Raw genomic sequence first — 20,087 nt, 5'->3', positions numbered from 1 at the left:
CAGATTAGGCGGCGTTCAGCTGCGGCCGCCCACCGGCTCGACCAGCGCACGGCGCGAGTTCCGAGGTGGGTTCAGAGCACGCGTGAGCCGTACATCTCGCCGAGGTGGTCGGCGAGCAGCTCCAGGCGGGCGCCGTCGGGATCCCGGAAGTAGATGGAGGCGCCGCTCTCGATCTGGTGCGGCACGCCGGCCACCTCCAGCTTCCCGCGCAGACGCTCCCACGTGGCCGGGTCGACGGAGACGGCTATGTGGTGCAGCCCGCCGAGCACTTCCTGGTACGGGCCGAGGTCGAGCCCCGGGAAGTCGAAGAAGGCCAGCAGGTTGCCGTTGCCGATGTCGAAGAAGAAGTGGCTGGAACCCTTGTAGTCGCGGTTCTCGATGATCTCCGTAAGCGGGAACTCCAGAAGCTCCTGGTAGAACCGGATCGTCCGCTCCAGGTCCGAGGACACCAGCGCGAAGTGGTGCAGACCGCGAGCGCTGCTGGGTGGCCGGCGCGGTAAGAGGTAGCGCTCCCTGATCTCCTCGCGGCGCGCGTCGATGGCTGCTTGGTCAATGCTCACGGTCGCTCTATGTCCGCCTGTGTGCCGCTCAACCACCCGGGGCCGCCACAATGCGTTTTCTGTCGGTACGGCGAGGCACTATGGGCAGGTGAGCTCGCTCGACCATTTCAGCCAGGTGACCAGGCAATGGTTCGCCGGAGCCTTCGTCGCGCCCACGGCGGCGCAGGAGGGGGCCTGGGAGTCCATCTCCCGGGGTGACAACACGTTGGTCGTGGCGCCGACGGGCTCCGGCAAGACGCTGGCCGCGTTCCTGTGGTCCCTCGACCGGCTGGCCGCCGAGCAGTCCGAGCGCCTTGAGCAGCTCGAGCGCCCCGAGCCGTCCGGGCGCTCCACAGCGGCCGATGGCGAGAAGAAGGGCGCGGCCGGGGGGACGAAGGTGCTGTACGTCTCCCCGCTCAAGGCGCTGGCCGTCGACGTCGAGCGCAACCTCCGCGCACCCCTGACCGGGCTCAAGCAGACGGCCCGGCGGCTGGGCCTGCCCGTGCCGGAGATCTCGGTGGCCATCCGGTCCGGCGACACCCCGGCCCAGGACCGCAGGCGATTCGCGGCCAAGCCGTCCGACATTCTGATCACGACGCCCGAGTCGCTGTTCCTGCTGCTGACGAGCCAGGCGCGCGAGGCGCTGCGCGACGTGCGCACGGTGATCATCGACGAGGTGCACGCCGTCGCGGCCACCAAGCGCGGCGCGCACCTGGCGCTCAGCCTCGAACGGCTCGACGCGCTGCTCGACCGGCCCGCCCAGCGGATCGGCCTGTCGGCGACGGTCCGGCCGGTCAGCGAGGTGGCGGCGTTCCTGGGCGGCTCCCGGCCGGCGACCGTGGTGCAGCCGCCCTCCGACAAGCGCATCGAGGTGGAGGTCGTCGTCCCGGTCGAGGACATGACGGAGCTGGAGGGCGGGCCGCGCCGGGGCGACGGCGACGACCTGGTGCCCGATCCGGCCAGCCGCTCGATCTGGCCGCATGTCGAGGACCGGCTGTTCGACCTCATCGGAGCCCACAGCTCGACGATCGTGTTCGCCAACTCCCGGCGGCTGGCCGAGCGCCTCTGCACACGCCTCAACGAGCTGGCGTACGAGCGGGCTCATGGACCTGAGACGGCCGACGCGATCGACCTGTCGATCTGGGAGACCGACCCCTACGGCGAAAGTGACAGCGGCGGCCACGGCCAGGGCGACGGCGATGCATCCGGCCCCCGAACGTCTGACTCCCGCACGCCGGACGCCCCCGGCGTGGGCCGGCTGGTGCGGCGGAGTCCCGCGGAGATGATGGCGCAGGCCGGCGCGAGCAAGGGAGTGGTGACCGAGGTCGTCCGCGCCCACCACGGGTCCGTCTCCAAGGAGGAGCGGGCGCAGATCGAGGAGGCGCTCAAGTCCGGCAGGCTGCCCGCCGTGGTCGCCACCTCCAGCCTGGAGCTGGGCATCGACATGGGCGCCGTGGACCTGGTCGCCTGCGTCGAGGCGCCGCCCAGCGTGGCGAGCGGCCTGCAGCGCATCGGCCGGGCCGGCCACCAGGTGGGCGCCGTGTCCAAGGGCGTGATCTTCCCCAAGTACCGCGGCGACCTCGTGCAGACCGCGGTCGTGGCCGAGCGCATGAAGAGCGGCGAGATCGAGGAGCTGCGCTACCCCCGCAACCCCCTCGACGTCCTCGCCCAGCAGATCGTGGCGATGACATCGCTCGACGAGTGGACGGTGGACGAGCTGGAGGCCGTGGTGAAGCGGGCCGCCTCCTACGCCACCCTGCCCCGCTCCGCGCTGGAGGCCACGCTCGACATGCTGGCCGGCCGCTACCCGAGCGAGGAGTTCGCCGAGCTGCGCCCCCGTGTCGTGTGGGACCGGGTGACGGGCACCCTGCGCGGGCGGCCGGGCGCCCAGCGGCTGGCCGTCACCAACGGCGGCACCATCCCCGACCGCGGCCTGTTCGGCGTGTTCCTGGTGGGCGAGAAGGCGTCACGGGTCGGCGAGCTGGACGAGGAGATGGTGTACGAGTCGCGGGTCGGCGACGTGTTCGTGCTCGGCGCGACGTCGTGGCGCATCGAGGACATCACGGCCGACCGGGTCCTCGTCTCCCCGGCCCCCGGCCAGCCGGGCAAGCTGCCGTTCTGGCACGGCGACGCCCCGGGTCGCCCGGCCGAGCTGGGCAGGGCCATCGGCGCGTTCCTGCGCGAGCAGGCCGCGAACGGCTCGACCGAGCGGGCGCGGGCCGCCGGGCTGGACGAGTACGCCGCCGCCAACCTCCAGTCCTACCTGGCCGAGCAGCGCGAGGCGACCGGTTACGTGCCCGACGACCGCACACTCCTGGTCGAGCGGTTCCACGACGAGCTGGGCGACTGGCGGGTGGTCATCCACTCCCCGTACGGCGCGCGGGTCCACGCGCCCTGGGCGCTGGCGATCAATCGGCGGCTGCAGGAGCGCTACGGCGTCGACGTGCAGGCGGTCCACTCCGACGACGGCATCGTGCTGCGCATCCCCGACACGCTGACCGAGCCGCCGTCCGACGTGGCCGCGTTCGACGCGGAGGAGATCGAGCAGATCGTCACCGAGGAGCTGGGCGGGTCGGCGATGTTCGCCTCGCGGTTCAGGGAGTGCGCGGGCCGGGCGCTGCTCCTGCCGCGCCGCACCCCCGGCCGGCGCAGCCCGCTGTGGCAGCAGCGTCAGCGGGCGGCCAACCTGCTGGGTGTGGCCTCGCGGTACGCGTCGTTCCCGATCGTGCTGGAGACGATGCGCGAGTGCCTCCAGGACGTGTTCGACGTGCCGGGGCTCGTCCGGCTGATGCGCGACATCGCCGCCCGCCGGGTGCGGGTGGTCGAGGTGGAGACGTCGCAGGCGTCGCCGTTCGCGGCGTCGCTGCTGTTCCACTACGTGGGCGCGTTCATGTACGAGGGCGACGCGCCGCTGGCCGAGCGCCGCGCCCAGGCGCTGGCCCTCGACACCTCGCTGCTGGCGGAGCTGCTGGGCCAGGCCGACCTGCGCGAGCTGCTCGACCCGGACGTGATCTCCGACGCCGAGCGGGAGCTGGCCAGGCTCGACCGGCCGCTGCGCGACGCCGAGGACCTGGCCGACCTGCTGCGCTCGCACGGGCCGCTGCTGGCGCCCGACGTGAGCGTGCGCGGCGGTGACCCGGCCTGGCTGGGGGACCTCGAACGGGCACGGCGGGCGATCCGGGTGCGCGTCGCGGGCGAGGAGCAGTGGGCGGCCATCGAGGACGCGGCGCGGATGCGCGACGCGCTGGGCGTGCCGCCGCCGGTGGGCGTGCCGCACGCGTTCCTGGAGCCGGTCGCCGATCCGCTGGCCGACCTGGTGGCGCGCCACGCCCGCACGCGGGGGCCGTTCCACGCGGGCACGGCGGCGGCCAGGTTCGGGCTGGGCGTGGCCGTGGTGCGCGACGCGCTGCACCGGCTGGCCGCGTCCGGGCGGGTGGTCAACGGCGAGTTCCGGCCGGGGGGCCGGGGCGAGGAGTGGTGTGACGCGGGCGTGCTGCGCATGCTGCGGCGCCGCTCGCTGGCCAGGCTGCGCAAGGAGGTCGAGCCGGTCGCGCCGGAGACGCTGGCCCTGTTCCTGCCGGCCTGGCACGGCATCACCGGCTCCTCCGGGCCCGCAGGGCCGGCAAACCAGGCGCGGGCGATGGACGCGCTCGTCCACGCCGTCGAGCAGCTCCAGGGCGCCGCCGTGCCCGCGTCGGCGCTGGAGACCCTGGTACTCCCTTCGCGGGTGCCCGGCTACCATCCGGCGCTGCTCGACGAGCTGACCTCGTCCGGCGAGGTGATCTGGGCCGGCCAGGGGTCGTTGCCGGGCGGTGACGGATGGGTTTCGCTCTACTTCGCCGACACCGCGCCGGTGCTGCTGCCGGAGCCGGGCGAGATCACGATGACGCCGGTCCACGAGCAGGTGCTGGAGGCGCTCGGCGGGGGAGGGGCGTTGTTCTTCCGCGGCCTGTCCGAGCGGCTCGGCTCCCTGGACGACGCGGAGCTCGCCACGGCCCTGTGGGACCTCGTGTGGGCGGGCCGGGTGTCGGGCGACACGCTGGCGCCGCTGCGGGCCATGCTCGGCTCGGGGCGTCCCGCCCACCGGCCGGCCACGACGCGCCGCCGCCGGGCCGTCCTGCCCACCCGGAGCGGGCCGCCGACCGTGGGCGGGCGGTGGTGGCTGCTGCTGTCACCGGCCGGCGACGCGACCCAGCGGGCGCAGGCGCAGGCCGAGGCGCTGCTCGAACGCCACGGCGTGCTGACCCGCGGCGCGGTGACGTCCGAGCGGCTGCCCGGCGGGTTCTCGCCGGTCTACCAGGTGCTGCGCGCCTACGAGGAGAGCGGCCGGTGCCGGCGCGGCTACTTCGTGGAGGGGCTGGGAGGCGCCCAGTTCGCGCTGCCCGGAGCCGTCGACCGGATGCGGGCCATGGCCCCCTCAGGCGCCCCGGCCGTTCCTCCCGCCGAGCTGTCCACCGGTACGGCCGGTGGTGCGGGGACGCGGCGGGCGGTGGTGCTCGCGGCGGCCGATCCGGCGAACCCCTACGGAGCAGCCCTGTCGTGGCCGGCGCACCCCGGCGACGTCGCCCACAAACCCGGCCGCAAGGCCGGCGCGCTGGTGGTGCTCGTCGACGGGTCCCTGGTGCTGTACGTCGAGCGGGGCGGCAAGACGCTGCTGTCGTTCACCGACGACGAGCGGCTGCGGCCCGCGGTGGACGCGCTGGCGCTGGCCGTGCGCGACGGCGCCCTCGGCAAGCTGACCGTGGAGCGCGCCGACGGGGCATCCATCACCGAGTCGCCGTTGGCGGAGGCGCTGGAGGCCGCGGGCTTCCACCCGACTCCCCGGGGGCTGCGCCTGCGTGCCTGAGGGACGGAATGGGTTTCCGGCTTTCCATCAGGTAAGTCCCTTTGCGGCCCGCGCCGGAGGCGAATGCGGGGCACATGTGACTACAGGGGTTTATGGGATTGACTGCAGGGGAAAGAACGCGCCCGTGCCCCCCGCCGGCACGGCCGGGACGTGCGCGCACGGGCTCAGGGCGTGGTTTGCCGTACGCGTGCCATTTCCGAGATCGCACCATATCCGGGCGAATCACGAGAAGCCATCCCGTAAGACACGCTTGATAACCCGTTTGCTTGCTCGTGACTTCTCCGACGCATAACCTCGACGGCAGTGAGGAGTTACTCCGCGCTGCGCGGATTGCCATACCGGTGAAGTACGGACGAACGAGCTTGTTCCATCGAGCGGGCGAGGTTCCGGCTGTCTCAGTCGGTGCCCGGCCGAGCTCGGCCTGGCTTTCGTCTCGGCGAGACAGTCTCGGCGAGACCTCCGTCGTCGTGATGACGCCGATCGGCGTTCCGCGCCGCGCATGTGACCCCTCGCGTTCTGTGGCCACGTTTACGGGTGTTGACGACGCGAGGAGGGCGGGGAGCACATGGGGCCGCTTGTCGTGGTGCTGTCGGTGGCGGTGCTCCTGCTCACGTTCGGCATGATCGCCGCGCTGCTCATAGTGGTCCGCCGCACTTCGGGGCTCCTGCCGCAGTCCGCCAAGCCGTCCCCCGAGCAGATCGAGGCCGTGCACGAGGAGCTGGAGCAGGCCCGTCAGGAGGCGGGGGAGATCCGCGGCAGGGCCGAGTCCGACGCCGAGGAGATCCTGCGCCGGTCCGAGGCCGCGGCCGAGAGCGCCGCGCGCATGCGGCGCGAGGTCGAGGAGGAGGGCCGGATCCTCAAGTCCGAGCTCAAGGAGCTGCGGGCCGACCTCGAACGCCGTGAGACCCGTCTGGCCGAGCGCGAGGCGCGCCTGGACGAGGAGGCCAGGCGGCAGTCCGAGCTCCAGCGCAAGCTGGGCGAGGCCGAGGCCCGCCTGTCCGACCGGCGGGCCGAGCTGCTCCAGGTCGAGGAGGAGCGGCGGGCCATCCTGGAGCGGATCGCCGGGCTGACCGCCGACCAGGCCAAGGCCGAGCTGGTCAGGGAGATCGAGAACCAGGCCAAGCGCGAGGCCGCGCTGATCATCCGGGAGATCGAGGGACAGGCCCGCAAGGAGGGCGAGAAGCGCGCCACCAAGATCGTGACCCTGGCGGTGCAGCGGGTGGCGGCCGAGCAGACGGCCGAGTCCGTGGTCAGCGTGCTGCACCTGCCGGGCGACGAGATGAAGGGCCGCATCATCGGCCGCGAAGGCCGCAACATCAGGGCGTTCGAGTCCACGACCGGCGTCAACCTCATCATCGACGACACCCCCGAAGCGGTGCTGCTGTCGTGTTTCGACCCGGTACGCCGGGAGACCGCCAGGCTGACGCTGGAGAAGCTCGTCCTCGACGGCCGCATCCACCCCCAGCGCATCGAGGAGGCGCACGAGCGCAGCCGCGCCGAGGTCCAGGACCTGTGCGCCCGCGCCGGTGAGGACGCGCTGGTCGAGCTGGGCATCACCGACATGCACCCGGAGCTGACGCTGCTGCTCGGCCAGCTCCGCTACCGCACCTCCTACGGCCAGAACGTGCTGAAGCACCTCATCGAGTCGGCGCACATCGCCGGCATCATGGCCGCCGAGCTCAAGCTCGACCAGCGGCTGATGAAGCGCTGCGCCCTGCTGCACGACATCGGCAAGGCACTCACCCACGAGGTGGAGGGCAGCCACGCGCTGATCGGCGCGGAGATCGCCCGCCGGTACGGCGAGTCGGAGGACGTGGTCCACGCCATCGAGGCGCACCACAACGAGGTCGAGGTGCGCACCGTCGAAGCGGTCCTCACCCAGGCGGCCGACGCGATCAGCGGCAGCCGTCCCGGAGCGCGCCGCGAGTCGCTGGAGGCGTACGTCAAGCGGCTGGAGCGGCTGGAGGAGATCGCGCAGTCGTACGAGGGCGTGGAGAAGGTGTTCGCCATGCAGGCGGGCCGGGAGATCCGGGTGATGGTCAAGCCCGACGCGATCGACGACATCCAGGCGCAGGTGATCGCCAGGGACGTGGCCAAGCAGGTCGAGGAGGAGCTGACCTACCCGGGCCAGATCCGCATCACGGTCGTCCGCGAGTCCCGCGCCACCGAGTTCGCCCGCTGAACAGCCGTCGCGCGGCCGCTGCCGCTCGACACACGGGTGACAGAGGCCGTCGCGGGCGGGTGAGGGGTGGAGCGGCCCGTCTCGGGCAGGGGCCGGAGAACGGCGCGCACGCCGCGCCGCCACATCCGGTACGAGCCTGTTCCGACGAGGGGAGAGTCATGACCGAGGGGTACGACCGGGTCGCGATCGTCACGGGAGCCGACTCCGGCATCGGCAAGGCCACCGCCGTGACGCTGGCCGAGCAGGGGTTCGACGTCGGGATCACGTTCCACTCCGACAGCGACGGCGCCGAGGACACCGCCAAGCAGGTGCGCGAGCTGGGCCAGGCCGCCGCGGTGCGCCGCCACGACCTGACCGATCCCGAACGCGCCGCGGCCGTCGTCGACGACCTCGCCGAGGAGCTCGGCGGTCTCGGCGTGCTGGTCAACAACGCCGGGACCGGCAGCTCCGAGCCGCTCATGGACATGGACTACGAGCGCTGGCGGTCGGTGGTGGCGGTGGACCTGGACGGCCCGTTCCTGTGCTCGCAGCGGGCGGCGCGGCGGATGGCCCGGACGGGGCGGGGCGGGCGCATCGTCAGCGTGACGAGCGTCCACGAGGAGTACCCGCGCGTGGGATCGGGCCCGTACTGCGCGGCCAAGGGCGGCCTGCGGATGCTCAGCCGCGTCCTGGCACTGGAGCTGTCGGAGTACGGCATCACGGTCAACACCGTGGCGCCCGGCGAGATCGCCACGCCCATGACCGGCCAGGACGATCTGCCGCCGCAGATCGGCACCAGGCCCGGCTACCCGATCAACCGGCCTGGCGACGCGCACGAGGTGGCGGCCGTGGTGGCGTTCCTGGCGAGCCCGGCCGCGTCGTACGTGACCGGCTCGACGGTCTTCGTCGACGGCGGGCTCGGCCTCATGGGGCCGCAGGCCGCGGGCGCGCTGGGGTCGGGGGAGTGGCGCAAGGGCTGACGGCGCTTCCGCGTCAGCTGAAGATCTGCTGGTAGAAGGCCAGCTCGGCGGCGAGGGCGGTCGCGACGGTCTCGGCGCGGCGGAACCCGTGCGACTCGCCCTCGAACGCCAGGTACGTGCACGGCACCCCGCGCTCCGCCAGGGCGTCGGCGAACGCCTCCGACTGCTCGGGCGGCACGGCCGGATCTTCGAGCCCCTGGAGGAGCAGCATGGGGCAGGTCACGCCGCCGACCAGGGCGAGCGGCTCCCGTTCGGCGTACAGCTCGGGGTCCTCGGGGCCGACCAGCCACTCCACGTACCGCGACTCGAAGTCGTGGGTGTGGGCGTTGAGCGGGGCGAGCGCGCTGACGCCGTAGTAGGACACCCCGCCCGCGAACGCGCCGGACCGGCAGCAGGCCGCCATCACGGTCCAGCCGCCCGCGCTGCGGCCTCGCACCGCGACCCGGGCGGGGTCGGCCAGGCCCTCGGTCGCCAGCCACTCAGCCGCCGCGACGACGTCCTCGACGTCCACCACGCCCCAGCGGCCCCGCAGCAGCTCGCGGTAGGCCCGGCCGTAGCCGGTGGAGCCGCCGTAGTCCACGTCGAGGACGCCGATGCCGCGCGAGGTGAGCAGGGCCTTCTCCAGGTCGAGCGCGGTCCCGGCGTGCGCGGTCGGCCCGCCGTGCACGAAGACCACGTACGGCGGGACCGTGCCGGGCTCGCCCACGGCAGGCGGATAGAGGTGGGCGTGGACGCGGCGGCCGTCGCGTCCGGGCAGCTCCACCGCCCGCGGCGACGGCAGCCAGGCGGGGTCCGGCAGCCTCCCGGCGTCGCGGGCCAGCGTCTCGGCCTGTCCCGTCGCCGTGTCCACCCGCAGGACGGTCCGCGGCGCCGTGGGACCGTACCCGACCCCGACCAGCTCCCCGCCGTCCACCGCCAGCGCCGGGTCCCACCCCTCGCAGGGGACGTCCAGATCGCGCAGCAGCCCGGACCCGGGGTTCAGCACACCCAGCCGCAGGTCGCCGCGCCCGTGCAGCACCGCGAGCCGCCCGTCCCCCAGCACGCCGTACGGCAGGCCGCCCAGCCGCCACAGCGGCCCGGCGAACTCCTCCTCGGCCGGGTACAGCGCCCGGGAGGGGCCGCCGGTCACGGGGACCTCGTGCAGGTTCCACCAGCCGGAGCGGTCGGAGACCAGGTAGAGGTGGCCGTCGTCCTTCCACTGGGGCGCCAGGACCGACTCGGACGGCCCGCCCGCGACCGTCCATGAGACGCCGTCGGCCAGGCGGGTGACGCGCAGCTCGGTGCCGTGCCACGGCATGCGGGGATGGCTCCAGCAGACGCAGGCCAGGTGCCGCCCGTCGGGGGAGAGGGTGGGGAAGGCGTAGAAGTCGGCGCCGGTGACGTGCTCCCGCGGATCGGCGGGCCGGTCGAGGGCGAACGAGACGACGGAGCGCGTCACCTTGCCGTCGTGGTGGCGCTCGCGCACGCACCACACGCGGCCGTCGCGGACCAGCAGGTCGGCGTAGCGGGAGCCGTCGCCCTCGGGGGTGAGCGGCACGGGGTCGTCATGGCCCAGGTAGAGGCGCTGGTCGGCGAGGTTGCAGAAGACCACCTCGCCGGCGGGCGTCACCGCGTAGGGCCGGCCGCCGTACTCGTGGACCCTGGTGCGCGCGCACCAGGGCGCGGCCAGCAGCTCGCGGCGCGTGCCGTCGGCGGCGCGGCGCACGATCGTCGTCCGGCCGCCCTCGTCCGGCCGGTCCTCCGTCCACCACACCTGCCCGTCCTGCGCGGTGGGCCAGGCCGGCCGGAGCCCGGACCGGGCGACGTCGGTCGTGGAGATGGGGGAGGGCCAGAAGGGCATAGGGGCATCCTGCCGGAAGATCAGAGACAGTGAAGGGCGGTCACCCGACCAGGTGACCGCCCTTCGTGAACCCGTGTCCCCGGAGGGGTCAGTCGATGATGACCCCGCCACCGCCGCCGGCGGTCGAGCCGGCCATCGCGCTGGGTGGCTCGACCGGGCCGGCCGCCGACTTGGTGCTGCGCCGCGTGCGCCGCTCCAGCAGGTTCGCCAGGTAGCTCAGCGACATGTTGAGCGCCACGTAGATGATCCCGATGACGATGGCCGCCGGGATCAGCGACCCGAAGAACACCGCGGGCAGGATCTTGAAGCCGGTGTTGAGCAGGTCGACGTAGGCGATGATGTAGCCGAGCGCGGTGTCCTTGAGCAGGACCACGAGCTGGCTGACGATCGCCGGCATCATCGCCGTGACGGCCTGCGGCAGCAGGACCATCCGCATCACCTGGTTCTTGCGCATGCCGATCGCGTAAGCGGCCTCCGACTGCCCCCGGGCCACCGACAGCACGCCGGCCCGGACGACCTCGGCCAGCACCGACCCGTTGTAGAGGGTCAGGCCGAGCACCACCGCGAAGAAGGCGTAGTCGCCGCCGCCCATCACGCTGGGCGCCAGGTAGAAGATGAAGAAGATCAGCAGCAGCAGCGGGACGGCGCGGAAGATCTCCACGACCAGGCCCGCCGGTACGCGGATCCAGGCGTGGTCGGACAGCCTTGCCAGGCCGAACACCATGCCGAACAGCAGCGCCAGCACCGCGGCCGCCGCCGCGGCCTTCAGCGTGCCGATCAGACCCGGGATGATGAACTCCTGCCAGGTCGAGGCCTGGATGAACGGCTCCCAGATCTTGCCCGCCCACTGGCCCTTGGCGTCGAACCCGCGGTAGACGCCGTACAGGACGGCGGCCACGAGGATGACGCTGACGACCGTGAGCAGGTGGTTGCGCACGCGGGCGCGCGGCCCGGGGGTGTCGAACAGGACGGACGTGCTCATCGGACCACCGCCAGCTTCCGCGACAGCCACCCGGTGAGGTAGCCGATCGGCAGGATCAGGACCATGAAGGCCGCGATGACGCCGAGGAAGATCGGGATGGAGGCGCCGGTCGTGTCGAAGACGATCTTCATCGTGGCCGCGGAGTCGGCGAGGAAGCCACCGGCGGTCGCGACCGTCGTGTTCTTGATCATGGCGATGACCACGCTGCCCAGCGGGGCGATGACCGCGCGGAACGCCTGCGGCAGGATGATCATGGTCAGGGTCTGGAAGAAGGTCAGCCCGATCGCCCGGGACGCCTCGGCCTGCCCCATCGGCACCGTGTTCATGCCGGCGCGCAACGCCTCGCAGACGAAGGCCGCAGTGTAGACGCCCAGGCCCATCGCCACGAGCCAGAAGGAGTTGGTCTGGGGCTGGCTTGAGAAGACCAGGCCGAGCTGGTCGCTCAGGCCCAGCGCGGAGAAGGCCAGCACCAGCGTCAGCGGGGTGTTGCGCACCACGTTGACGTAGACCGTGCCGGCGGCGCGCAGCACCGGTGTGGGAGAGACGCGCATCCCCACCAGGACCGTGCCGAGGATGAAGGAGACGACCAGCGCCACGAGGGCGAGCTTGACGTTCTCCAGGAAGCCCCGAGCGAGCTCGGGCGCGTAGGTAATCAGTTCGTCCATCGTGCTCCACCGCATAGGACGGCGGCGACCGGGTCGCCGGCCGCCGCCTCGGACGTGACTAGGCGCAGCCCTCGGCCGGCGGCGCGGTCTCGGACAGCTTCAGACCCTGGATGCCGCCGAACCACTTCTCCAGCAGCTTCTTCATGGTCCCGTCGTCCCACAGCGCCTTCACCGCGGTGTTGACGGCCTCACAGGTCTTGGTGTCGCCCTTCTTCAGGCCGATGCCGTACTTCTCGTCCGTGAAGCCCTGGCCCAGCACCTTGAAGTTGCCGCCCGCCTGCTTGGCGAAGCCCGCCAGGATCAGGTCGTCGGTGGTGAGCGCGTCGAGGTTGTTGCCGCCCAGCTTCTGCACGCACTCCGAGTAGCTGGCGGCGTCGACCGTCGTCGCGTCGAGGTCGAGCTGGCCGTCCGGCGGCGGGTCGGTGATCCGCTTGTAGGAGTTGGAGCCCGCGGCCTTGCAGATCTTCTTGCCCTTGAGGTCCTGGGGCGAGTTGATCGAGGTGTCGTCCTTGCGCACCATCACGTCCTGGTGGGCGATGACGTACGGCCCGCCGAAGGTGACCTTCTTCTTGCGCTCCTCCGTGATGGAGTACGTGGCGAAGATGATGTCAACGGTGCCGTTGGCCAGGAACGGCTCGCGGTTGGACGACGCCGACTCCTTCCACGTGATCTTCACATCCTTGCCGGCCACCTTGTTCAGCACGGCCTTGGCCACGTCGACGTCGAAGCCCTCCGGCTCCGCGCCCTTCTTCAGGCCCAGGCTCGGCTGGTCCCACTTGGTGCCGACGACGACCGTCGCGCCGTCCTTGGCCTTGTCCACCACGCTGGCGTAGGTCTTGTCACCGCCTCCACAGGCGGCCAGACCGCCCACCATGGCCGCAAGGGAGAGCACTGCTCCGGTTCGACGCATGTGCATGTGTACCCACCTCAATAGTCAGTGCGTGAGAATCTTCGACAGGAAGTCGCGCGCCCGGTCGGTCTGCGCGTTGGTGAAGAACTCGTCCGGGGTGTTCTCCTCCACGATCTGCCCGTCGGCCATGAACACCACCCGGTTGGCGGCCCTGCGGGCGAAACCCATCTCATGCGTGACGACCACCATCGTCATCCCGTCACGTGCCAGCCCGACCATGACGTCGAGCACCTCCTGGACCATCTCCGGGTCCAGAGCGGAGGTCGGCTCGTCGAACAGGATCATCTTCGGGTCCATGGCCAGCGCCCTGGCGATCGCCACCCGTTGCTGCTGCCCGCCGGACAGCTGCGCGGGGTACTTGTCCGCCTGGGCCGCGATCCCGACGCGCTCCAGCAGCTCCATCGCGCGCTTGTCCGCCGCGTCCTTGGCCACCTTGCGGACCTTGAGCGGCCCCAGGGTGACGTTCTCGCGGATGGTCTTGTGCGCGAACAGGTTGAACGACTGGAACACCATGCCGACCTCGGAGCGAAGGCGGGCCAACGCCTTGCCCTCGGCCGGCAGGGGCTGACCGTCGAAGATGATCTGTCCGCTGTCTATCGTCTCCAGCCGGTTCATCGCCCGGCAGAGCGTTGACTTACCGCTACCCGACGGGCCGATCACCACGAGGACCTCGCCACGGGAGACGGTCAGGTTGATGTCCCTCAGGACGTGCAACGTCCCGAAGTGCTTGTCGACGTTCTCCAACTTGACCAGTGGAGTGACGTCCCCGTTCTCCGTCATGCGTCAAAACCTAGGGTGCGTTAGGGCGCTGTGCACTAACCAGGTGGTACCGATCCGATCACATCATGCCGTCGAGCTGGACTTTTGGCCCCGTTCGGTCGTCTCAGGCCCTACAACGACTACTCTAGAACGCGCCATGACTGTGACCCACGAGAGCCCCCGCACGTACGAGGTCCGCACGTACGGGTGCCAGATGAACGTGCACGACTCCGAGCGGCTCTCGGGCCTGCTGGAAGACGCCGGCTACGTGCGCGCGGCCGACGGCGACAGCGCCGACGTGGTCGTGTTCAACACGTGCGCCGTCCGCGAGAACGCCGACAACCGCCTGTACGGCAACCTCGGCCATCTCCGCCCCGCCAAGGTCGCCAACCCGCGCATGCAGATCGCCGTGGGCGGCTGCCTCGCGCAGAAGGACCAGGGCGAGATCGTCCGCAAGGCGCCCTGGGTCGACGTCGTGTTCGGCACCCACAACATCGGCTCGCTGCCGGTGCTGCTGGAGCGCGCCCGCGTCGCCGGCGAGGCGCAGGTGGAGCTGAAGGAGTCGCTGGAGGTCTTCCCCTCGACGCTGCCCACCAAGCGCGAGTCGGCCTACGCCGCCTGGGTGGCCATCTCCGTCGGCTGCAACAACACGTGCACGTTCTGCATCGTGCCGTCGCTGCGCGGCAAGGAGAAGGACCGGCGTCCCGGCGACGTCCTCGCGGAGGTCGAGACCCTGGTCGGGCAGGGGGTGCTGGAGGTCACGCTGCTCGGTCAGAACGTCAACACCTACGGCGTCGAGTTCGGCGACCGGCTGGCGTTCGGCAAGCTGCTGCGGGCCTGCGGCACGGTCGACGGGCTGGAGCGGGTCCGCTTCACCTCCCCGCACCCGGCCGCGTTCACCGACGACGTCATCGCCGCCATGGCCGAGACGCCCAACGTCATGCACCAGCTGCACATGCCGCTCCAGTCGGGCTCCGACCGGGTCCTGAAGGCGATGCGCCGCTCCTACCGCGCCGAGCGCTACCTCGGCATCATCGAGCGGGTCCGCGCCGCCATGCCGGACGCGGCCATCTCCACCGACATCATCGTCGGCTTCCCCGGCGAGACGGAGGAGGACTTCCAGGCCACCCTCGACGTCGTACGGCAGAGCCGCTTCGCCAACGCCTTCACCTTCCAGTACTCCATCCGCCCCGGCACCCCGGCGGCGACCATGGACGACCAGATCCCGAAGGAGGTCGTCCAGGAGCGCTACGAGCGGCTCGTCGCGCTGCAGGAGGAGATCTCCTGGGAGGAGAACAAGAAGCAGGTCGGCCGGACACTGGAGGTGCTGGTCGCCGAGGGCGAGGGCCGCAAGGACGACGCCACCCGGCGGCTGTCCGGCCGCGCCCCCGACAACCGGCTGGTCCACTTCGCGGCCGGCGAGGAGACGCCGCGGCCCGGCGACATGGTGACGGTCGAGGTCACCTACGCCGCGCCGCACCACCTGGTGGCCGACGGCGCGGTCCTCGGGCTGCGCCGCACCCGGGCCGGCGACGCGTGGGAGGCCCGTCAGGGCGCCGCGGCGGAGGCCGCCAAGGGCGTCATGCTGGGCATGCCGTCCATCGGGCGCCCCGCCGTCGCGCCGGCCGCTTCTGTGGAGGGCTGCCCGGCCTGAACGGGGGTCACCGGCCGCCGAGGAGGCGGTAGCAGTACTCCCGGCGGAAGTCGGGGAAGGTGGCGCACGGGTCCGGCGCGGGAAGCGGGTCACCGGTGACCCCGCTCGCCGTCTCCGGCTCCTGCCGGCGGCGCTCGGCGGGTGCGGCCGGGATCTCCGGCTCGGCGGCGGGCGCGGGAAGCGTACGGGGGTGTGGGGGCGCGGCCGGAGCGGGCGACGCGGCCACCCGCGCCGCGGGCGTCGGGGTCTCGCCTTGCGAGTCGTCCGTCCGCGGGGGCGGGGGCGACGGTACCGGTGCAGGCGGGGCGGTCTCGTGACGGCCGTCCAGGGCCTCGGGCGATGCGGCGTCGGGGGCATTCCGCCGAGGGGTCTGCGCCGGTGTGACCCAGGGGGACATCACCGGCGGGAGACCCAGCATGGGCGGGTGCGGCGCCCGGTCCCGGTGACGGGCCGGCGGGCGGACGCGTTCGAGCCAGTTGTCCGGGTCCAGGATGCCGGGGGCCCGCGCGAGAGCCGGGGTGGGGCCGGGCGCCTGTCCCGGCCGGTCGTTCCCCCAGCCGTTGGCCCAGTCCGTCGGCCAGCCGGCGGGCCTCGGCGCGCGGGCCCTGGGAGGCGCCGGAATGCTGGAGACAGCGGTAAGCCGGCTTTTCTGATCATTTGCCGGTGCGCTTTTCTGGACGGGCCGCGGCGTGCCGATGAATGCCAGCAGAACCCCCATCCCGGCGATCATGAGCACTCCGGCCACACTCGCCGCCGGCGCCATCCGGTCCTGGCTACCTGCGCGAATGCACTCAAGGCGGGACAAGTCGTGATTCCTTTGTGATTGTTGCTGTGAATGGTGCGCGAGCATTCCAGTGATGCCGCTAGTGTGGTCCATCACCCGCGGAAGCCGGCGAGCTTTCCCGATACGACCGCAGGGAGTTGTGGCACCATGCAAGATCCGAACGAGCCGGATCGCCGGGAGATCCTCACAGGACCGGGCGACGACCCCAGACCGCCCAGGTCTGCTCGTACCACCCGTAAGAGCCGCAAGACCATCCTCATCGCCGCGTCCGCGCTCGTGGCGGGGCTCGGGGCGGGCGGCGTCGGATTCGCCCTCGCGGGCGACGGCTCACCGGCCACGCAGCAGAGCGGGCCCGCCCAGAAGAGCTCCCCGGAGGCCGACGCCGGCCTGGCGGGCGACGAGGAAGCCTCCATGGGCGACGCGATCACGGACGACCCCGGCGACGGGGGCACGGCCGCCGACGCGGACGCGGACTCGGGCACCACCGGCGCCGACCCGGCCGCGGACCCCGGCGCCGACTCCGGTACGACGGACACGGGCGCGGCCGGTAAGGACAGCAAGGACCGCAAGGACAGCGAGACGGCCACGGGCTCGGCGAAGAAGCCCACGGGCTCGCCGACCAAGCCTGTGCGGGACCAGCCGGCCGACCCCTCCGACGGCGCCGCCGACGGCCCGGCCGGTCAGGTCGCGGGCCAGTGCGCCGCGAGCGGCTGCTGACGCCTCTCCTCCCCGAACTGGCTCGGCCCTTCGCGCTCCCAGTGGACCTGTGACGCGGTCCACTGTCCCCCTAGGGTCGGCCCCATGACGAGCGACGAAGAGACCGTCGGCGACGGCCGGCCACCTGCCTCGGGGGAGGCCGCGACCCTTCTGCGGAGCCTGCACGTGCCGGGCGACCCGCTGATCCTGCCGAACGCCTGGGACGCGGCCTCGGCGCGGGCCGTGGTCGAGGCCGGGTTCCCCGTGGTGGCCACGGGCAGCGCCGCCGTCGCGCCGGTCCTCGGTTACGAGGACGGCGAGGCGACGCCCGCCGCCGAGATGATGGCCGCGATCGGCCGCATCGCCAGGGCCGTCCCGGTCCCGGTCACCGCCGACGTCGAGCGCGGCTACGGCCTGACGCCGGCCGAGCTGGTGGAGCGCCTGCTGGCCGCCGGGGCCGTGGGCTGCAACCTGGAGGACTCCGATCCGCGTACCGGCGAGCTGGTCGATCCGGGCAGGCAGGCGGAGTTCCTGGCCGGGGTGCGGGCCGCCGCCGGACCGCGACTGGTGATCAACGCGCGGGTGGACACGTACCTCGGCGGCCACGGCACCCGGGAGGAGGCCGTGGAGCGGGCGCGGCGCTACCTCGACGCGGGCGCCGACTGTGTCTACCCCATCGGGGCGAGCGACGAGAAGGAGATCGAGCGCCTGGTCGCGGAGATCGGCGCGCCGGTCAACGTCCTGTTCCGGCCGGGCACTCCTCCTCTGTCCCGGCTCGCGGAGCTGGGCGTGGCACGGGTCAGCTTCGGTCACGGCCTCCACGGGGCGGCGCACGCCTACACGAAGCGCCTCATCCAGGCCATCGCCGACGGCCGCGACCCGTACGCGTAACCTCCCCCTACGCTCCGTCCGTGCTCATGGGGGCGTACGGGTGGGCATACGCTGGGCGTGTGCTTGTCGCCGCGGCGGTCTGCCCGCATCCGCCCTTGATCGTCCCCGAGCTGGCCGGCGCGGCCGCCCACGAGCTGGACGGCCTGCGCGCGGCCTGCCGGGAGGCGCTCGCCGAGCTCGACGCCGCCGCCCCCGACCGGCTCGTCGTGGTGGGCGGAGCCGAGTCGGCCGGTTCGTACGGCGGCCGGTCGGCGGGCAGCCTCCGGCCCTGGGGCGTGGACGTCACCGTGGGCGAGGGCGAGCCGGTGCTGCCGCTGTCGCTGACCATCGGCCGCCGGCTGCTGGGGGAGCGGCGGGCGGACGGGTTCGAGGCCGTGGCGTTCGACGCGGAGCCGGCCGGATGCCTGGCGCTGGGGGAGGCGCTGGCGCGGGAGGGCAGGGTGGCGCTGCTGGTCATGGCCGACGGCTCCGCCCGGCTGACCCCGAAGTCGCCGGGCTACCACGACGCGGCGGCCCAGCCGTACCACGACCTCATCGTCCGGGCGGTGGCCGACGCCGACGCGGCGGCGCTCGCCCGGCTCGACCCGGGGGAGGCCGCGGAGCTGTGGGTGGCCGGGCGCGCTGCCCTCCAGGTCCTCGCGGGTGCGGCGGGTCAGGGCGGCTCCGGAGGGCTCAAGGGGCGGTTGCTGGCCGATGCGGCCCCGTACGGCGTCGGGTACTTCGTGGCCACCTGGACCTGACCCCGGCCTGCGCGCCGCGGTCACGCGCGGCGCCAGGTTGGTGCGATGCCGCTCGTCGAGACCGCCTACGCTCGGCACGTCGCCGAATCCACGCTGCGTGAGCTCTCGTCGGCGCTGCCGCACCTGGTGTCGAAGGCCGTGGAGTGCACCTTGCGCTCCCCGTGGCCGCCTGGTCGCAGGGCGACTGACCGGCACACCGGTCGACGCCCGCCGTCACCGGACGGTCAGGTGGCGGGGCGGCGGGGGACGGGGACGGTCGTCAGGTCGCGGGCGAGGACGACGTCGCCGTCGTAGTGGCGGCGCGCCTCGGCGAGGAAGGCCGGCTCGTCGGCGAAGCCGTACCGCTCCGAGAAGTGGGTGAGGACCAGGCAGCGGGCGCCCGCGCGGGCGGCGACGAGCCCGGCCTGCTCGGCGGTCAGGTGGCCGTACTCCCGCGCGAGCGACTCCTCGGCCGACAGGAACGTGGACTCGACGACGAGCAGGTCGGTGCGGTCGGCCAGCTCGAAGACGGCGTCGCACAGGCGGGTGTCCATGATGAAGGCGAAGCTCTGCCCCGGCCGGACGACGCTGCACTCGTCGAGGGTGACGCCGCGGACCGACCCGGTGCGCTGCAGCTCGCCGATCTCCGCGCCGCGGATGCCGTGGGCGGCCAGCCGTTCGGGCAGCATGCGGCGGCCGGTGGGCTCCTGGAGGCGGTAGCCGTACGACTCGACGGGGTGCGACAGGCGGCGGGCGGTGAGCTGCCCCAGGACGGCGTGGTCGCCGTCGAGAGGATGCTCGGCGATGACGTCGGTGTCGGCGAAGGCGGCGGCGTGACGCAGCCGCTGCCAGTAGGTACGTCCGGAGGCGGGGAACAGGGCCCGCACCGGGTGGCGCACCTTGTCGCGGGCGATGCGCTGGACGACGCCGGGCACGCCGAGGCAGTGGTCGCCGTGGAAATGGGTCAGGCACAGCCAGTGCACGTCGCTGGCGCTCAGCCCGGCGTACGCCATCTGCCGCTGCGTGCCCTCGCCCGGGTCGAACAGGTAGCCCTGACCGTCCCATCGCAGGAAGTACCCATTGTGGTTACGGTGGCGGGTAGGCACGGCGCTGGAGGTGCCGAGCACCACGAGTTCACGCGAGGACATGATGACCACAGTGGCGTTCGCCGAGGTGCCGACCCCGGTGGGGACGCTGGTGCCCGCCGTCACCGAGGAAGGGCTCGTCGCCGTCGGCTGGGGCGGGGCCATGGCGGCGCACGAGCGCCTGGGATCCGACCTGGCTGAGGTTCATGACCCGGATCGTACGGCCTTGGTGGTCACCGAGCTGAATGCTTATTTCGCCGGAGAGCTCCGGGTCTTCGAGACCCCGATCGACTGGCGGCTGACCTCGGGTGCGCGGCGGGTGGTGCTCCAGGCGCTCCACCGGGTGCCCTACGGCACGGCCGTGACGTACGGGGAACTGGCCGCGCGCAGCGGGTCGGCCGTGCCGGCCCGCGGGATCGGCTCCATCATGGGCTCCAACCCGATCCCGATCGTGGTGCCCTGTCACCGTGTGATCGCGGGCAACGGGCTGGGCGGGTTCAGCGGCGGCGAGGGCGTGGAGACGAAGCGCCGGCTGCTGACCCACGAGGGCTACCTGCAGCCGATGCTGCTGGACCT

At 72.5% G+C, this 20,087-nt stretch carries 16 protein-coding genes; 8 read left to right on the top strand and 8 right to left on the bottom strand.

The features are described 5' to 3' along the window. Positions 1-71: 71 nt before the first annotated feature. Positions 72-560 (bottom strand): VOC family protein, encoded by a 489-nt coding sequence (locus AB0H64_RS34360; RefSeq protein ID WP_357632948.1) that lies wholly within the window; start codon positions 558-560, stop codon positions 72-74. 88 nt (positions 561-648) lie between these two features. Between AB0H64_RS34360 and AB0H64_RS34355 the strand changes: the two genes are divergently transcribed. From AB0H64_RS34355 to AB0H64_RS34345, 3 genes are all read left to right on the top strand, one after another. Then, a complete protein-coding gene (locus tag AB0H64_RS34355) occupies positions 649-5,385 on the top strand; it encodes a DEAD/DEAH box helicase (RefSeq protein WP_357632945.1) in 4,737 nt (1,578 codons plus the stop codon). A 565-nt stretch (positions 5,386-5,950) separates the two neighbouring features. Further along, complete coding sequence (gene rny / locus AB0H64_RS34350) at positions 5,951-7,567, top strand: ribonuclease Y (RefSeq protein WP_357632943.1); 1,617 nt, start codon at positions 5,951-5,953, stop codon at positions 7,565-7,567. 158 nt (positions 7,568-7,725) lie between these two features. Further along, positions 7,726-8,526 carry an SDR family oxidoreductase gene (locus AB0H64_RS34345; protein WP_357632940.1) on the top strand — a complete coding sequence of 267 codons (801 nt, stop codon included), beginning with the start codon at positions 7,726-7,728 and terminating at the stop codon, positions 8,524-8,526. Between the two features lie 13 nt (positions 8,527-8,539). Here the strand turns inward: AB0H64_RS34345 and AB0H64_RS34340 are convergent, their stop codons facing one another. The 5 genes from AB0H64_RS34340 to AB0H64_RS34320 all read right to left on the bottom strand — a co-directional run bounded on the left by AB0H64_RS34340 (position 8,540) and on the right by AB0H64_RS34320 (position 13,703). Then, positions 8,540-10,366: a prolyl oligopeptidase family serine peptidase gene (locus tag AB0H64_RS34340; protein WP_357632937.1), complete on the bottom strand. Its 1,827-nt coding sequence runs from the start codon at positions 10,364-10,366 to the stop codon at positions 8,540-8,542. An 88-nt stretch (positions 10,367-10,454) separates the two neighbouring features. Beyond that, the gene (locus AB0H64_RS34335; RefSeq protein WP_357632936.1) at positions 10,455-11,348 is read right to left on the bottom strand and encodes an amino acid ABC transporter permease; all 894 of its coding nucleotides are present in this window, start codon (positions 11,346-11,348) and stop codon (positions 10,455-10,457) included. Next, positions 11,345-12,013: an amino acid ABC transporter permease gene (locus tag AB0H64_RS34330; RefSeq protein ID WP_357632934.1), complete on the bottom strand. Its 669-nt coding sequence runs from the start codon at positions 12,011-12,013 to the stop codon at positions 11,345-11,347. Before AB0H64_RS34330 ends, AB0H64_RS34335 begins: the two co-directional genes overlap by 4 nt. Before the next feature lie 58 nt (positions 12,014-12,071). Then, a complete protein-coding gene (locus AB0H64_RS34325; RefSeq protein ID WP_357632932.1) occupies positions 12,072-12,929 on the bottom strand; it encodes a glutamate ABC transporter substrate-binding protein in 858 nt (285 codons plus the stop codon). Between the two features lie 18 nt (positions 12,930-12,947). Beyond that, on the bottom strand, positions 12,948-13,703 hold the full coding sequence (locus tag AB0H64_RS34320) for an amino acid ABC transporter ATP-binding protein (protein ID WP_357632930.1): 756 nt from the start codon (positions 13,701-13,703) through the stop codon (positions 12,948-12,950). Between the two features lie 136 nt (positions 13,704-13,839). On the opposite strand from AB0H64_RS34320, the gene miaB reads away from it, so the two are divergent. Then, complete coding sequence (miaB, locus tag AB0H64_RS34315) at positions 13,840-15,336, top strand: tRNA (N6-isopentenyl adenosine(37)-C2)-methylthiotransferase MiaB (protein ID WP_357632928.1); 1,497 nt, start codon at positions 13,840-13,842, stop codon at positions 15,334-15,336. A 7-nt stretch (positions 15,337-15,343) separates the two neighbouring features. Here the strand turns inward: miaB and AB0H64_RS34310 are convergent, their stop codons facing one another. After that, positions 15,344-15,562: a hypothetical protein gene (locus AB0H64_RS34310; protein WP_357632925.1), complete on the bottom strand. Its 219-nt coding sequence runs from the start codon at positions 15,560-15,562 to the stop codon at positions 15,344-15,346. Between the two features lie 705 nt (positions 15,563-16,267). On the opposite strand from AB0H64_RS34310, the gene AB0H64_RS34305 reads away from it, so the two are divergent. From AB0H64_RS34305 to AB0H64_RS34295, 3 genes are all read left to right on the top strand, one after another. Next, the gene (locus AB0H64_RS34305) at positions 16,268-16,837 is read left to right on the top strand and encodes a hypothetical protein (RefSeq protein WP_357632922.1); all 570 of its coding nucleotides are present in this window, start codon (positions 16,268-16,270) and stop codon (positions 16,835-16,837) included. 84 nt (positions 16,838-16,921) lie between these two features. After that, on the top strand, positions 16,922-17,707 hold the full coding sequence (locus AB0H64_RS34300) for an isocitrate lyase/phosphoenolpyruvate mutase family protein (RefSeq protein WP_357632920.1): 786 nt from the start codon (positions 16,922-16,924) through the stop codon (positions 17,705-17,707). A gap of 59 nt (positions 17,708-17,766) precedes the next feature. Continuing rightward, entirely contained in the window at positions 17,767-18,447 is a 681-nt protein-coding gene (locus AB0H64_RS34295) for a hypothetical protein (protein ID WP_357632918.1), read from the top strand. A gap of 224 nt (positions 18,448-18,671) precedes the next feature. Here AB0H64_RS34295 and AB0H64_RS34290 read toward each other — a convergent pair whose 3' ends face one another. Next, a complete protein-coding gene (locus AB0H64_RS34290) occupies positions 18,672-19,574 on the bottom strand; it encodes a ribonuclease Z (protein ID WP_357632916.1) in 903 nt (300 codons plus the stop codon). Between AB0H64_RS34290 and AB0H64_RS34285 the strand changes: the two genes are divergently transcribed. After that, on the top strand, positions 19,573-20,087 hold a 515-nt coding region (locus AB0H64_RS34285), incomplete at its 3' end, for a methylated-DNA--[protein]-cysteine S-methyltransferase (protein WP_357632914.1). The genes AB0H64_RS34290 and AB0H64_RS34285 overlap by 2 nt on opposite strands.

Source organism: Nonomuraea sp. NPDC050733 (genome assembly GCF_040654215.1).
GTDB lineage: Bacteria > Actinomycetota > Actinomycetes > Streptosporangiales > Streptosporangiaceae > Nonomuraea.
Note: the sequence above shows the minus strand (reverse complement) of the source record. Positions and strands in the feature narration are given on the sequence as shown.